The sequence below is a fragment of the Comamonas resistens genome (assembly GCF_030064165.1).
Taxonomy (GTDB): Bacteria; Pseudomonadota; Gammaproteobacteria; order Burkholderiales; family Burkholderiaceae_C; genus Comamonas; species Comamonas resistens.
On the sequence record NZ_CP125947.1, the window covers coordinates 3,815,740 to 3,830,832 of the forward strand.

Consider the following 15,093-nt stretch of genomic DNA (forward strand, 5'->3'; position numbering starts at 1 on the left):
GAAAACACCAGGGAAAAACACATGGCAATCAAAGCGGCCGGGGTCAGCGCCATCTGCGTGCAGGATGTACTCGGGCAAAAGCTGCGCATTCCCGAATACCAGCGCCCCTATAGCTGGCGCCCCTCAACGGCCTTGCAGCTGGTGGATGACCTCCAGGATGCGTGGGCCAGAAACCAGGATGCTCCCTACGTGCTGGGTGCGCTCATTCTTTACGAGTGCCGCGACGAGAGGGGCGACTGGCTGGATGTGGTCGATGGCCAGCAAAGGCTGCTGACGCTGCGCATGATCCTGGCGACTCTCCAGTCCGAAGACCTGTTCTCCGTGCTGCCTGCGAATGAGGACAACGAAACGCCGGTGTTCCGGGTATGGCGGGCACTGGGGCACAGACTGGCCGGGCTTGAGGCGGCAGAGAAAAAGAGCCTGCGCGATTTCATCAGCACCCGGTGCCAGTTGGTGCGCATCGTGACCGATGACGTGGACGAGGCCTTCCGCGTGTTCGACTCCCAGAACTATCGCGGCAAGCCGTTGGCGCCCCACGACCTGCTCAAGGCATATCACCTGCGGGAGATGCAGAGTGAATCCGCTGCAATGAAGGCAGCCGTCGTCGAAACCTGGGAGTCCGTACGCGACGAAGACCTCGACAGGCTGTTTTCGACCTTTCTCTACCGCATTGCCCGCTGGTCGCGCGGCAAGAGCGCACCCGGGTTTTCCATCCACGACATAGCCCTGTTCAAGGGCATCTCGCCCCAGGCTCACGATGGCACACTTGCGCCAAGCGAGCGGTATCACCTGGCAGCACAGGCCGCGATGCCTCTACTGACAGCCTGGGTTGCGCCCAGAACCCAGGACAGCCGGGATGCGCAGCGCAGCCGCTTTCAGCTGGATGCACCGCTGATCGCGGGTCGGCCGTTTTTCGAAATGGTGTCGTTCATGCTCGAAGAACTGGCAGCGCTCGAAAAAGAAGTCAAGGAAAGCATTGGCTCATTCGGCCCAACGCAAAGCCGCTATCGGTATGTCTATGAGTTGTTCGCCTCCGCCCTGCTCTATTACACGAACAAGTTCGGCAGCAACGGCTTGGCGCAAGCCCGTGGCAAGTTGTTCGCCTGGGCCTACGCCCTGCGCGTGGCAATGGTTCGCGTGCAATACGTTTCTGCGGATAACTGGGCGCGTGGCAAAGATGATGCAGCCGGATCGCCCTTCGTCCTGCTGCGCAACGCCGTGAAAGAGCAGGCTATTCAACGGCTCTCTGTGGCAGTCAAGCCGTGCCGTCCAGAGCATGAGAAAGAACTCGCGGCCTTCATCGCCAAGGAGAACACGCAATGAGCAAAGACCAGTTACACCCCGAATTGCTCACTGTCAGCGGGCTGTTCGAGCAGGGCGCTATTTACACCGTGCCCATTTATCAGCGCAACTATGCATGGCAGGCCGCGCAGATCGAGCAGCTCATCAGCGATATTCAGGATGCCGTGGCTCACGAGGAAAACGGATATTTCCTGGGCAATCTCGTCGTCACCCCAAAAGGTTCTAGCAACGCCACCCACAGCGGCTTTGAGGTCATTGATGGACAGCAACGGCTCACCACGCTTTATCTGCTGCTGACATTTTTGGAGGCCGATGGCTCCAGCCCCTGTTCCAGCCACAAAGGCCGCCTGCAATATGAATCACGGGCACGGGCCACGGAGGCGCTTCGGCGCGTGGGGCAGGAATCCTCTCTGCGTGCAGGGCAGACACAGGATTCCATGACCGATGAAGACAGCGGAATCCACGCAGGCTTCAACATCATCCAGCAATACATCCGGCAGCATGAAAAGCTCCAGCGGCACAGGTTCGCAGACTTCTTGCGCACCCGGGTGACGCTGGTGCGCGCATCGCTTCCGCCCAAGACCGATCTCAACCGCTATTTCGAGATCATGAATACGCGCGGGCAGCAACTCCAGCAAGTGGACATCGTCAAGGCACGCCTGATGAGTGCGCTGCCCGACCCCGAGCGAGCCACCTTCGCCTGGATCTGGGATGCATGCGCCGATATGGATGCGTATGTGCAAATGTCATTGACCCGTGGGGATACGAGGCTGCGCGACCGCATTTTTGGCGATGACTGGTCCTGGCTGGCACTCACGGACTTCACGGCTCTTCTGGGCGTGCACGCATCAGCCCATGCCAATCCCAACGCGGCCACGTCAAACCTTGCTCTGTCTCTGGACGAAGCCTTGCAAAAATACGCCCATGACGGCAAACCGGAATCCAGCGCAGAGGAAGGTAATGAGCGCTTTCGCTCCACCATCGAATTTCCGGTCTTCCTGCTGCACGTCCTCAAAGTCAAAAACGGCGGCGAGGACGAGGATGAAGCTCAGCTTGACGACAAGCGCCTCATTCAATCATTCACCCAAATTCTCAAGAATGTTCCCGAAGCGCATCGGGCTGAATGGGTGCGGGACTTTGGCTTCACGCTACTCAAATGCCGCAACCTCTTCGACGGTTTCATCCTGAAGCGCCAATTTGCAAGCAGTACCGAGGATGACGAAGGAGACTGGTCACTGCAGCGCCTGAAGAGGAGTGGGTCCAACAGCAAGCCGATGCCTGGTTATGCCCAGGTCTTCCGGCACAGCGACCCGGAGCAAGACAGCGAGCCGGATTCCGATACACGTGACGTGCTGCTTCTCCAGTCCATGCTGCGCATCACCTACACATCGCCACGCACCATGCATTGGATGACCCAAACCCTGCAATGGCTGGCAAAGCAGCCAAGCCCGCAAGCCATTTCCAGTGCCGACCTCGCCCGTTTGTTGAAGCGCTTTGCCCGTGCCAAAGTGGCTGCCACATTTCTGCACGCCAGGGAAAGACCGCAGGAGTTTGGCATTGCCCGCATCGTATTCACCTATCTCGACTATCTGCTCCTGGATGAGAAAACGAAAAGAAATTTCAAGTTTCAGTTCCGCAATTCCATCGAGCATTTCTATCCGCAGCACCCTGACAAGGAGCAGTCAGGTACCCCCGTCTCGGGCGGCAATCTCCATCTTCTGGGCAACCTCGCACTGGTCAGCGTCAGCGCGAACTCGAAGTTCAGCAACAGCCTTCCCAAAGCCAAGGCCGAGAATTTCAGGAACACGATAGAAACGCAAAGCCCCAAGCTCCAACGAATGGCGCAGATCACACTCCGCGAAGGCTGGGGCGACGTACAAGTGGCAAAACATCATGCGGAAATGCTGGCACTGCTTGAGGAGGATATGCAAAAAGAATAGCTACCAGCGCTTGCTACTCAAGCGCAAAGACTCCAACGCTCACCCTGCGCTCATATCACCTCCGATGCGACTGCTGTTTCCAGCTCCCGCAGCAGCAGCGCATCGCACTGCGCGATGCAATCCATCATGGCGCAGTCATCCCCCAAACGCCGGGCCACTTCATCGCCGTGGATGATGACGGTTTCCGACGCATATTTCTGCACGCTATCCAGGGCCTGCAAGGCAGCTGTCCGGCGCCTGCGGCCTTCCCAATCGCAAGGCATGCCTACCAGCACCACGGTATAGAGGCCCGCATCATGGGCCAGACGTGCCAGGGCCGGGGTGGCAGTGGAGCCGGCACGGCCGCCCAGTCCGGCCAGCAAGCAGAGTGCCTTGCACTGCACCAGCCAGGGCATGACGGCCTCGGTACCCGATGCATCGGCATGCAGCAGGATGGAAGGCATTCCCTCAATCCCGGCGATGGTGTTGCGGTCGGTATTGACGGCCAGATGCTGCAGGTTTGGGCGGGATGCCATGGATTGACGGTTAAGCTGCACCAGCTTGCAGCCCGCCCCGCCAATGCCCGCGACGGCAACTCCGCAAGTGCGGCCTTCTTTCGAGGAAACCAGGCGCAGCCGCATCACAGCGTGCGCCTGAGCGAACCGGTGCGAATGTCATAGACCCGCACCTTGCCATCGCCGCAAGTCACAGCCACCTGATCACCCGTGACATTGGCGGATACCGCTCCCTTGTAGCTGCTGCAGCCGATGTTGCGCTTGATGCTGCCCGTGCGGATTTCAAAAATTTTGACGATGTTGTGTTCAATTTTGGCTGTGTACATGCAGGCTCCTTTGCAGGTTGATGGGAGCCCTCAGCGTAAGCACACCTTGCGACAGCTTGTGCCGCAACAGTGCACCTCCTACCCCCGCGCTGGCTGAGCACAGGCCTGCAGCCACTGGCTGAAGGCGCGCAGCGCCGGTGCGGGCACGGCGTCCGCGGCCAGCTCCGGCGTCACCAGGTAATAGGCGCGGTTGCCGCGCAGTGGCTGGGGGCAGGCGACGATGAGATCACCGCGCGCAATCTCCTGCTCGATCAACATGGGCGGGATCAACGCCACGCCCAGGCTCTGGCTGGCAGCCACGGCCAGCATGGAAAACAGTTCGAGCCGCATGCCGTCCAGCGCGCGCGGCGCATCCACGCCCATGACGTCGAACCACTGGCGCCAGCCCTGGGGACGCGTGCTTTGCTGCAGCAGCGGCATCCTGGCAATCACCTCGGGGCCCACCGGCAGCCAGGCGCGGCCCGGGTCGCGCTGCTGGGCCGTGGCCAGCAGTTGCGGGCTGCACACAGGCACGACCTCTTCGTCCATCAACCACTGCGCCTGCACACCGGGCCAGCGCACCACCTGCTCGGGCGTGCCCGCGTAGAGAGCAGCATCGAACACCGTGTCGGCAAACAGGAAAGGCCGGGTCTGCACATCGATATGCACGGTGATGTCGGGGTGCTGCTGTGCCAGCTGCGGCAGGCGCGGCAGCAGCCAGCGCGTGGCGAAAGTGGGCACGGCCGCCAGATTGATGGGGCCGCCCTCGCCCTGATGACTCATCAGATCCAGCGTGTCGCGCTCTAGCCCCTGCAACCAGCGCCCAACCTGGGTGGCGTAATGCCGGCCTGCATCGGTCAGCAGCACGCCATGGCGCGTGCGCTTGAACAGCGTCACGCCCACAAATTCCTCCAGCGCAATGATCTGGCGCGAGACGGCGCTCTGCGTCAATGACAGCTCCTGCGCAGCCTTGGTATAGCTGACATGGCGGGCGGCCGATTCGAAGCAGGCCAGAGCCTGGGTGGAAGGGAGAACTCTGCGCATATCTCTTGTGCTTAAAGCGCATCAATCAACGAAAAAACAACGGGAAAACCCTGAATAGCTCGTTTATACATGCGTTTTCCTCATCCATAGATGATTAATCATCGTTTGCCAGCCCCTGTTCTGCAAACCTAATATGTGTGCAAGCACTCAGGCCGAAATGCGCCTGCAACCCGACACCTTGCATTCAGGAGATGAACATGGCCAATGGCTACCAGTGGGACGACTGCTTCCAGCTCGACCAGCAACTGACCGAAGACGAGCGCATGATCCGCGACGCAGCGCGCGAGTACTGCCAGGACAAGCTCAAGCCCCGCGTGCAAGCCATGTTCCGCAATGAATCGGTGGACATCAGCATCTTCCGCGAGATGGGCGAGCTGGGCCTGCTGGGCCCCACCATTCCCACGCAGTACGGTGGCGCGGGCCTGAACTATGTGAGCTACGGCCTGGTGGCGCGCGAGATCGAGCGCGTGGACTCGGGCTACCGCTCCATGGCCTCGGTGCAATCGTCCCTGGTGATGGTGCCCATCAACGAATTCGGCACCGAAGCCCAGAAGATGAAATACCTGCCCAAGCTGGCTTCGGGCGAGTTCATCGGCTGCTTCGGCCTGACCGAGCCCGACCACGGCTCCGACCCCGGCTCCATGGCCACACGCGCCTACAAGGTCGACGGCGGCTATCGCCTCAAGGGCAACAAGATGTGGATCACCAACAGCCCCGTGGCCGACGTGTTCGTGGTCTGGGCCAAGGAAGTCTCCGAGGACGGCACCGTGGGCCAGATCCGCGGCTTTGTGCTGGAAAAGGGCATGAAGGGCCTGTCCGCGCCTGCCATCCACGGCAAGGTGGGCCTGCGCGCCTCCATCACCGGTGAAATCGTCATGGACGACGTGTTCTGCCCCGAAGAGAATGCCTTCCCCGATGTGCGCGGCCTCAAGGGCCCGTTCACCTGCCTGAACAGCGCCCGCTTCGGCATTGCCTGGGGCGCGCTGGGTGCGGCAGAGGACTGCTGGCACACCGCCCGCCAGTACACGCTGGACCGCAAGCAGTTCGGCCGCCCCCTGGCTGCCAACCAGCTGATCCAGAAAAAGCTGGCCGATATGCAGACTGAAATCACGCTGGGCCTGCAGGCCGCACTGCGCGTGGGCCGCATGAAGGACGAGCACCAGAACGTGATCGAGATCACCTCGCTGATCAAGCGCAACAACTGCGGCAAGTCGCTGGACATCGCCCGCATGGCGCGCGACATGCTGGGCGGCAACGGCATCAGCGACGAGTTCGGCGTGGCCCGCCATCTGGTGAACCTGGAGGTGGTGAACACCTACGAAGGCACGCACGATGTGCATGCGCTGATCCTAGGCCGTTCCCAGACCGGTATCGCGGCGTTTGCGAACTGATAGCTCCCCCTGAGCGGCTGCGCCTAGGCGGCCCCGCCGCTTCCCCCTCTCTCTTCGGGAGGGGGACGGCAGCTTCGCCGCGAGGCGGCTCTTGCTGGCGGCCCTTACCTCGGGGCGATGCCAACCACCGCTATTCATTTGTTAGCTGGTACCGCTTGATTTGTCTGGGTTTTGAATGGCTTTCAGACCAGAGTCCAGACAAATAAAGCGCAAGCAGCTATTTATTTCATTGTTTCGCTTTACCGGGCCCTCCGACATGAACGCATCCACATCCACTCCCACCGGCGCACTGGCAGGCATCAAGGTGCTGGATCTGTCGCGCGTGCTGGCGGGCCCCTGGGCCACGCAGATGCTGGCCGATCTGGGGGCCGATGTGGTCAAGGTGGAGCGCCCTGTTGCTGGCGACGATACGCGCCACTGGGGCCCTCCGTTCCTCAGGGACGATGCGGGCAACGATACGCGCGAGGCCAGCTACTTCACGGCCTGCAACCGCAACAAGCGCAGCCTCACCGTGGACATGGCACACCCCGAAGGCCGGGCACTGCTGCAGCGCATGGCGCAAGAGGCCGATGTGGTGGTGGAGAACTTCAAGACCGGAGGACTCGCGCAATACGGTCTGGACTATGAGAGTCTCAAGGTGTTGAACCCGCGCCTGGTCTATTGCTCCATCACGGGTTTTGGCCAGGACGGCCCCTATGCCGAGCGCGCGGGCTATGACCTCATGGTGCAGGCCATGTGCGGCCTGATGAGCATTACCGGCCATGCCGATGGCGAACCCGGCGGCGGCCCGCTCAAGGTCGGCGTGGCCGTGATCGACGTGTTTACGGGCCTCTATGCCAGCAACGCCATCCTGGCCGCACTCAATGCACGGCACTCCACAGGCGAAGGCCAGTACATAGACATGGCACTGCTGGATGTGGGCATGGCCGTGCTGGCCAATCAGGCCGCCGGCTTTCTGGCCACCGACAAGGCACCAGGCCGCGCAGGCAATATCCACCCCAGCCTCGCTCCCTACCAGGACTTCCCCACGCTGGACGGCAATGTGCTGCTGGCCATAGGCAACGACGGCCAGTTCGCGCGCTTTTGCACGGCCATAGGCCAAGGCAACTGGGCGCAGGATGCACGCTTTGCCACCAACACCGCCCGCGTACAGAACCGCGCCGCGCTGCTGGAGCTGATGAAGCCGCAAATGCTGCTGCGCACCACGGCCGACTGGATTGCGTTGCTCGAAGACAAGGCCGTGCCCTGCGGCCCCATCAACACCGTCGCCCAGGCCTTTGAAGACCCACAGGTCAAGGCGCGCGGCATTCTGAAGACATTGCCGCGCAGCGCGGGGGACGGCATCAGCGCCGTGGCCACGGTGGCCAACCCCATGCGCCTGTCGGGCACCCCCGTCACCTATCGCAGTGCGCCGCCGGCCCTGGGCCAGCACACTGAAGAAGTTCTGCGTGAGTTCGGTCTGGACACAGACAGCATCACCGCGCTGCACCAACAAGGAGTGGTTTGAGGCCATACACCCGGCCAAGACTGCTTCTTCATTCAAGAGGGCTCAAGCCCCGAAAAACTGCAGGCAGCTTTCAAAAAAGCGCACTGCACATCACATTACCAAGGAGACATCGATGTTCAAGTTCACAGCCACCGTGCTGGCCGCCATGGCTTTTTGTGGCGCAGCACAAGCCCAGGCCAGCTATCCCAACAAGCCCATCCGCCTGCTGGTGCCCTTTGCCGCTGGCGGCACCACCGACCTGATTGCCCGCGTCATCGCCGAGCCGCTGAGCAAGGAACTGGGCCAGTCCGTGGTGGTGGAAAACAAGGGCGGCGGCGGCGGCAGCATCGGCGCGGCGGAAACCGCACGCGCCAAGCCCGATGGCTACAACCTGGGCATTGCCACCGTATCCACCACGGCCACCAACCCGGCCATCAACCCCAAGATCCCCTATAACGTCGCCACCGATTTCACGCCCATCGTGAACATCGCCGCCACGCCCAACATCATTGCCGCCAACCCCAAATTTGCGGGCAAGGACTACAAGAGCTTCCTGGCCGAGATCAAGAACAACCCCGGCAAATACTCCTACGCCTCTCCCGGCCAGGGCTCCATCACCCACCTGATGATGGAAATGTTCAAGCTCGAGACCAAGACCGATATGGCCCACGTGCCCTATCGGGGATCGGGCCCGGCGCTCAATGATGCGGTTGCCGGTCAGGTGCCGCTGATTTTTGACAACTTCCCCTCCACCCTGCCCTTCGTCAAGGAAAAGCGCCTGACGGCCATCGTCGTCGCAGCGCCCCAGCGCCTGGCCGTGCTGCCTGATGTGCCCACCTTCAAGGAAATGGGCCTGCCTCAGGTCAACCGCATGGCGTACTACGGCATCGTCGGCCCCAAGAATCTGCCCAAGGAAGTGGTGGACAAGATCAATGCCGCCGTACGCAAGGCCGTACAGGATTCGGCCGTGAAAAAGCGCATCGAGGAAAGCGGCTCCATCATCATGGCCGACACCCCCGAAGCCTTTGCCAAGCAGATGGCCGAGGAGCTGGCCGTCTACAAAAACGTGGTGCAAAAGCAGAACCTGAAGATGGACGATTAAGCATCTTCAGCCTATACAGCGCCCCCGCGCTTGCCCACTTCCTGTGGCCGCAGCCCCTGCGCCGGGCGCTCCCCAAGGGGACCGCTTATTGCCTAGAGGCGGCCCGGCGGCAATACAAAGAAAAAGTCCTCGCAGGTGAATGCCTGCGAGGACTTTTTTCTTGACCGCATCCCATGCACAAGTCAGATGCTCATGCAGCCACGCCGGTATAGCTGAGCAAACTAGGACTTCAAACGGAAGCTCTCGGCCAGCTTCACCATCATGAGCAACCAGAGCGCACCGCCCATGGCTATCAGCAGGCCGCCCACCAGGCCGATATGCGTCATGCCCCACTGCTGGCTGACGATGCTGCCCAGCAGCGCGCCGCCGCCGATGCCGATGTTGAAAATGCCCGAGAACATGGACATGGCGACATCGGTGGCGTCCGGCGCCAGATTCAGCACCTTGGACTGCATGGACAGCGCAAAGCAGATCATGGCAATGCCCCAGACCGAGCTTTGCAGATACAGGCTCCAGACATGTGCGCTGCTCATGACCAGCAGCAACAGGCTCAGTGCCAGCACGGCTATGGCCGTCAGCAGAAAGCCGCGCGGAAAGCGCAGGCCGAACCAGCCGAACAGCACGCTGCCCACAATGCCCATGCCGCCGTACAGCAGCAACACGGCCGTGGTCACATCGCCGGCATGGCCGGCAATATCCTGCACAAAGGGCTCGATATAGCTATAGGCCGTGAACTGGCCGGTAATCACCACCACCAACAGCACATAGATGCCGACCAGGGCCGGACGCCTGAACAGCATGGGTACGCTGGACAGGGAGCCGGCATTCTCGCTGGGCAGCAGCGGCAGCAGCTTGCCCAGCACCAGCATCACCACCGCAGCCACAGCACCAATGGCCAGAAACGTCATGCGCCAGCCCAGCCATTCGCCCACGATGCGGCCCAGCGGAATGCCCAGCACCATGGCCACCGAGGTGCCCGTGGCCAGCAGACTCAGCGCCATGGCCTTCTTGCCCGACGGTGCCACGCGCACGGCCAGCGATGCCGTAATCGACCAGAACACCGCATGCGACAGCGCGATGCCGATGCGGCTGATGACCAGCGACACATAGCTCCATGCCATGCCAGACAGCAGATGGCTGAGCACAAACGCCGCAAAAACGCCCATGAGCAGCTTGCGCCGCTCCACCTTGCGCGTAAGCAGCATGAAGGGCAGCGAGGCCAGCGCCACCACCCAGGCGTAGATGGTCAGCATCAGCCCGACCTGCTCCACCGGCATGCCAAAGCTGGCGCCGATGCTGCTGAGCAGACCGACAGGCACGAACTCGCTGGTGTTGAAGACAAAAGCGCCCAGCGCCAGTGCAATGACGCTAAGCCAGGCCTGGGTATTGGTGCGTGCTGAAGAAGAGGAAATGGAGGAAGAAGCGAAAGGCTCTGTCATGAATGGGCAAACGAATGCAGTGCAGCGCAAAAACGGCCCCCAAAAAGGCCTCAAGCTGCACAAAGCGGAGATTGTGCGCGTGCCCCGTGTCAGTACCGGGGCAGGACGGGCTTATTCCGCAGCGCTGGCAGGGGTGAGGCAACGCGCCGCCACCTCTTTGCGCCGCTGCATCAGACGCGCCAGCAAGACCAGTACCAGCAACAGATTGAAGACCAGCACCAGCACGGCCTGCCAGCTGCTTTTATGCATGACATGGCGGACTTCAAACGGTATGTAGACCGCACTGGCCAGCACGCCAAACCATTCGCCCCAGGATTTGTCCAGCCACAGGCCCCAGGCCTCAATAAAGCGGACCACCGCGTACAAGCCACCCAGCAGCACCAGCGTGTGCACGGGCGTGACATTGAGCCGGTCCACCGCATCCAGCAGCAAAGACGGATAACGCTGATCCGGCGAGAGACCGAAATGCCCGATCAGCTCCATGGCCAGATGGTGCAAATCATGGTGCAGCAGGCTCAGCAGACCAAGCAATGCCATCAAGGCCGCGACGCCCTTGAGGGCCTCGAACAAGGCCATGGTCTTGACGGCAGCGCGAAGCGAAGTCTGAGAGTTCACAGCGGAATCAGGAAAGCGGAAAGCACCACTATATAAAAACGGACAGGAGAACAGGCACTGCGATGGCACTGTTCTCCTGCATCAGAGCCGATCTGAAGGCCTGCGCAGATTCTGGCTGCGGGGCCTTCAAAAAGCTCAATAGGCCACCGTGAAGCGCTCGCGCATATGGCGCCCCTGCTCCAGCGCATCGACCATGGCAACCGCCAGGTCCTGCACCGAAATATCGCCGGGCTGGCCATCGGCCTGCATCAGCGGCTCATCCTTGCCGCTGCGGTAGTTGCCGGTGCGGCCGCTGGCCTGCGCTGCAGAGCCACCATGAAAGCCCACGGCCGGGCTCAGCACGGTCCAGTCCAGGGCCTGCTCTTTTTGCAGCTCGGTATACATATCGCGCGCCGCCGTGGCTCCGGGCTTGATGGCAGCAGGAAAGTCGGGCGAGTCCACCAGTTGCTGACCATTGACATACAGGCTGCCGGCACCGCCCACGACCAGATAGCGCTTGACGCCAGCGGCTTTCACGCCCTCGACGATGGCACGCGATCCACGCATGAAGTCGTCATAGATCTGCGGATTGGTCCAGCCTGCGTTGTAGGCACTGATGACGGCATCCACGCCTGCCACGGCGCGCCTGACCTCGTCGGCATGCAGCACGTCGGCCTTGATGATCTGCACATGCTCGCGCACCGGGAATTTCTCGGGATGGCGCACCAGTACCACCACCTCATGACCGCGCTGCAGCAACTCTTCCAGCAGGCCTGCACCCACAAAACCGGTAGCGCCAATCAATGCAACCTTCATGTTTCACTCCTTGTGTTTCAACAGGGCTAAAGAATAAATCGCGAAAATTGGCAGGAAAACCCCTTGCAGGCACTTTGACCTTGAAGCTGTACTTCAAAATACCACCATGGAAGATTTCAGACGCATGGCCATTTTTGCCGCCGTGGTGCAGCGCGGCACCATGAGTGCGGCAGCCCGCCAGCTCGATATGACGCCCTCGGCCGTCAGCCAGCATATCCGCCAGCTGGAAAAAGAGGCAGGCATCAACCTGCTGCACCGCTCCACCCGCCAGCTCAGCCTGACGGATGCCGGCCAACGCTTTTATGTGCAGTGCGCGGCCATGTGCGAAGCCGCAGACCGCGCCAGTGCCGAGCTGGCGGCAGAGCGCCAGCAACCCAGCGGCGAGCTGCGTCTGTCGGCACCGGCAGGCTTTACCCAGCATGCCGTACCCGCGCTGGGTGACTGGCTGCGCCAGCACCCCGGCTTGCGTCTGCGCCTGCTGATGGATGACAAGCCCATCGATCTGATCGAGGCGCGTGTGGACCTGGCACTGCGCTTCGGTCACCTGCCTGACTCCAGCTGGATCGCCCGGCCGCTGGGCCGCAGCCCCACGGTGCTGTGCGCCGCCCCGCAGTTGCTGGCACAGTTGAGCGAGCTGCCACAGCACCCGCGCGATCTGATGGATCTGCCCTGGCTAGACATGAACCGCAGCGAACCGCCGCAGATCAACGCCCTGTGGCAGCACAGTCCCAGCGGCGAGAGTTTTCAGCTCCAGGTCACGCCCCAGATGAGCAGCAACCATCGCGCTGCCGTGCAGCAGTTCTGCGAAGCCGGCCTGGGCCTGGCCCTGCTGTCTGCCCACGACGTCACTGCCAGCCTGCGCCAGGGAAGGCTGCTGCGCCTGCTGCCGCAATGGGATATGGGCCAGCTCGATATCTGGGCCGTCACCGCCCAGCGCGAGGCACTGAGCGCCAAGGTGCGCCAGGCCATAGAAGTGCTGCGCCAGTACTTTGCCGGGCTGGAAGGCATGCAGCAATCGCTATGAATTTCAAAGCTGTTGGCGCCCGATATTCATAGATTTATCAATGGTACCCATTGAAATATGAGATCCATCCAGCGCCAGAAGCTCCTTTTTCAGAAGCATTCTGGAGTGCGAGCCACAAAAAAGGCCTGCACGAAGGCAGGCCTGTTGTCGAGACAAAGCGCTATCAGTTCAGATCGATAGGCGTCTTGGCGCCGTTGACATAACGGCTCAGCGTATAGCTGGGGTTCTTCATCTCGCCATTTTTCTCGAAGGCGATCCTGGAGGTCACGCCCGAGAAGTCCGACTTCTGCAGGAAGGGGATGTAGACCTTGGGATCCCAGGAGTTGGCACGCTTCATGGCATCGGCCAGCAGCATGGTCGCATCATAGAAATACGGGCTGTAGACCTGGAACTGGCCGGGATACTTGGCGTCATAGCGCTTCTTCCATTCGGTGCCGCCAGGCATCTTGGCAATCGATGCACCGCCGTCGGCACAGACCACGTTCTCCAGCGGCTTGGCGCCCGCAGCCACCTTGGCCAGCTCGGTCACGCAGATGCCGTCGCCGCCGAACATCTTGACATCGTTCATGCCCAGTTGCGCCATCTGGCGCAGCATGGGGCCGGCCTGGCCATACATGCCGCCGTAGAAGATGGCATCGGGCTTCTTGGCCTTGATGGAAGTCAGGATGGCCATGAAGTCCGTGGCCTTGTCATTGGTGAACTCGTTGGCAACGATCTTGATGCCCTGCTTTTCGGCATCTTTCTTGAACACGCTGGCTAGACCTTGGCCATAGGCCGTGCGGTCGTCAATGACGGCCACGTTCTTGAGCTTGAGCGTCTTGGCCGCATAAGTGGCCAGCGCCGCGCCCAGCGCGTTGTCGTTGGCGATCACGCGGTAGGTGGTATTCCAGCCGGGCTTGGTCAGATCGGGGTTGGTGGCCGCGCCCGTGATCATGGGAATGCCGCAGTCCTGAAAGACCTTGGACGAAGGAATCGCCACGCCCGAATTCACAAAAGCCACGGCACCGGCAACCTTGTCGTCGCACAGTTTCTGCGAGGCAGCCGTGCCCTGCTTGGGGTCGGCCACGTCGTCTTCGGCCACCAGCACGAACTTGACCTTTTTTCCGCCGATTTCCGGATTCTTGGCGTTGATGTCCTCGATCGCCATGCGCACGCCGTTTTCATCGTCCTTGCCGAAGTGGGCCTGCGGTCCCGAGACCGGGCCGATGTGGCCGATCTTGATGATCTGCTCCTGGGCCATCACGGCCGTGCCCATGCCTGCCACCACGGTCGCGATACACAACTTGCCAAAATTCTTCATTGCGCACTCCACTCGGTTGAGATAAGCCGCAACCTTATTCTTCGGATGCACCAATTGACAATGGCGCAATCGCCTAGGTACCAGGCTTGCGACACAGGCACAACAATCAGCGTTTTCATGGATCGGCAAGCGCGCCAAGCTGTGCTCAGACGTAAAAAAGCCTCCCAGGCTTGGGGCAGCCCGGTGACCATAAAAAAACGGGGTACCCCATGCCGGGTACCCCGTTCTGACATGCAAAAGGACGGGATCAGGCAGCCTTGGCCTGCAGCAGCGCGTCCACCTTGGCGTGCTGGTCCAGCGTGCTCAGGCAGGCATGGGCCACTTCCACGCCTTTTTTCACAAAGTGCTGACGGAAAAACTCCACATGGTCGCCATGCTCATGGAAGTCGCGCGGCGTCAGTACGGCGGAAAACACGGGCACTTCACTCTCCAGCTGCACGCGCATCAGGCCGTCGATCACGGCTGTCGTCACGAATTCGTGGCGGTAAATACCGCCGTTGACGATCAGGGCCGTGGCGATCACCGCATCAAAACGGCCGCTTTGCGCCAGCTTCTTGGCCAGCAGAGGGATCTCGAAAGCGCCGGGCACGCTGAAGTGGGTGATATTGCCTGCCTGCACGCCCTGGGCCTGCAGCTCAGCCTGCGCGGCGTCGCGTGCCTGGTAGACCACCTCGGTGTGCCAGCTGGCACTGATGATGGCAATGCGGCTGCGGCCTGCCGTGGCTTTCCAGGGCGTACCCTGGGAAGTGGCGTGGGTTTCGAAGTTCATGGAAATAGGGGTCTGATTCATGGTTTGCTATCAAACAAATGGAGCCAATGAATCAGGGCGTGCGCAATGACATCCACCCATGCGGCA

Annotated in this window: 14 protein-coding genes; 6 read left to right on the plus strand and 8 right to left on the minus strand. The window is 61.2% G+C overall.

Annotation, left to right across the window (positions count from 1 at the left end; translation table 11 throughout):
* Positions 1-21: 21 nt before the first annotated feature.
* Both QMY55_RS17740 and QMY55_RS17745 read left to right on the plus strand, forming a co-directional pair.
* A complete protein-coding gene (locus tag QMY55_RS17740) occupies positions 22-1,323 on the plus strand; it encodes a DUF262 domain-containing protein (protein WP_283485469.1) in 1,302 nt (433 codons plus the stop codon).
* Positions 1,320-3,242 (plus strand): DUF262 domain-containing protein, encoded by a 1,923-nt coding sequence (locus tag QMY55_RS17745; RefSeq protein ID WP_283485470.1) that lies wholly within the window; start codon positions 1,320-1,322, stop codon positions 3,240-3,242. The genes QMY55_RS17740 and QMY55_RS17745 overlap by 4 nt, the downstream gene beginning before the upstream one ends.
* Positions 3,243-3,292: 50 nt before the next feature.
* Here the strand turns inward: QMY55_RS17745 and QMY55_RS17750 are convergent, their stop codons facing one another.
* The 3 genes from QMY55_RS17750 to QMY55_RS17760 form a co-directional block, all read right to left on the minus strand.
* A complete protein-coding gene (locus tag QMY55_RS17750; RefSeq protein WP_283485471.1) occupies positions 3,293-3,757 on the minus strand; it encodes an FtsZ/tubulin family protein in 465 nt (154 codons plus the stop codon).
* 104 nt (positions 3,758-3,861) lie between these two features.
* The gene (locus QMY55_RS17755) at positions 3,862-4,062 is read right to left on the minus strand and encodes a hypothetical protein (protein ID WP_283485472.1); all 201 of its coding nucleotides are present in this window, start codon (positions 4,060-4,062) and stop codon (positions 3,862-3,864) included.
* Positions 4,063-4,140: 78 nt separating this feature from the next.
* A complete protein-coding gene (locus QMY55_RS17760; RefSeq protein ID WP_283485473.1) occupies positions 4,141-5,085 on the minus strand; it encodes a LysR family transcriptional regulator in 945 nt (314 codons plus the stop codon).
* Positions 5,086-5,282: 197 nt separating this feature from the next.
* On the opposite strand from QMY55_RS17760, the gene QMY55_RS17765 reads away from it, so the two are divergent.
* From QMY55_RS17765 to QMY55_RS17775, 3 genes are all read left to right on the plus strand, one after another.
* Positions 5,283-6,476, plus strand: coding sequence for an acyl-CoA dehydrogenase (locus QMY55_RS17765; RefSeq protein ID WP_283485474.1), 1,194 nt, complete (start codon positions 5,283-5,285; stop codon positions 6,474-6,476).
* Between the two features lie 256 nt (positions 6,477-6,732).
* Positions 6,733-7,983 carry a CaiB/BaiF CoA transferase family protein gene (locus QMY55_RS17770; protein WP_283485475.1) on the plus strand — a complete coding sequence of 417 codons (1,251 nt, stop codon included), beginning with the start codon at positions 6,733-6,735 and terminating at the stop codon, positions 7,981-7,983.
* Between the two features lie 112 nt (positions 7,984-8,095).
* The gene (locus QMY55_RS17775; protein ID WP_283485476.1) at positions 8,096-9,064 is read left to right on the plus strand and encodes a tripartite tricarboxylate transporter substrate binding protein BugE; all 969 of its coding nucleotides are present in this window, start codon (positions 8,096-8,098) and stop codon (positions 9,062-9,064) included.
* Positions 9,065-9,285: 221 nt separating this feature from the next.
* Here the strand turns inward: QMY55_RS17775 and QMY55_RS17780 are convergent, their stop codons facing one another.
* From QMY55_RS17780 to QMY55_RS17790, 3 genes are all read right to left on the minus strand, one after another.
* Positions 9,286-10,503, minus strand: a complete 1,218-nt coding sequence (locus QMY55_RS17780) for a sugar transporter (RefSeq protein ID WP_283485477.1) — start codon at positions 10,501-10,503, stop codon at positions 9,286-9,288.
* 111 nt (positions 10,504-10,614) lie between these two features.
* Positions 10,615-11,118 (minus strand): DUF2127 domain-containing protein, encoded by a 504-nt coding sequence (locus QMY55_RS17785; protein ID WP_283485478.1) that lies wholly within the window; start codon positions 11,116-11,118, stop codon positions 10,615-10,617.
* A gap of 135 nt (positions 11,119-11,253) precedes the next feature.
* Positions 11,254-11,913, minus strand: a complete 660-nt coding sequence (locus tag QMY55_RS17790) for an NAD(P)-dependent oxidoreductase (RefSeq protein ID WP_283485479.1) — start codon at positions 11,911-11,913, stop codon at positions 11,254-11,256.
* A 106-nt stretch (positions 11,914-12,019) separates the two neighbouring features.
* Between QMY55_RS17790 and QMY55_RS17795 the strand changes: the two genes are divergently transcribed.
* Entirely contained in the window at positions 12,020-12,937 is a 918-nt protein-coding gene (locus QMY55_RS17795; protein WP_283485480.1) for a LysR family transcriptional regulator, read from the plus strand.
* A 163-nt stretch (positions 12,938-13,100) separates the two neighbouring features.
* Here QMY55_RS17795 and QMY55_RS17800 read toward each other — a convergent pair whose 3' ends face one another.
* Together QMY55_RS17800 and QMY55_RS17805 are read right to left on the minus strand one after the other, a co-directional pair.
* Positions 13,101-14,237, minus strand: a complete 1,137-nt coding sequence (locus QMY55_RS17800; RefSeq protein ID WP_283485481.1) for a branched-chain amino acid ABC transporter substrate-binding protein — start codon at positions 14,235-14,237, stop codon at positions 13,101-13,103.
* 247 nt (positions 14,238-14,484) lie between these two features.
* A complete protein-coding gene (locus tag QMY55_RS17805) occupies positions 14,485-15,027 on the minus strand; it encodes a 6,7-dimethyl-8-ribityllumazine synthase (RefSeq protein WP_283485482.1) in 543 nt (180 codons plus the stop codon).
* Between the last annotated feature and the right edge of the window lie 66 nt (positions 15,028-15,093).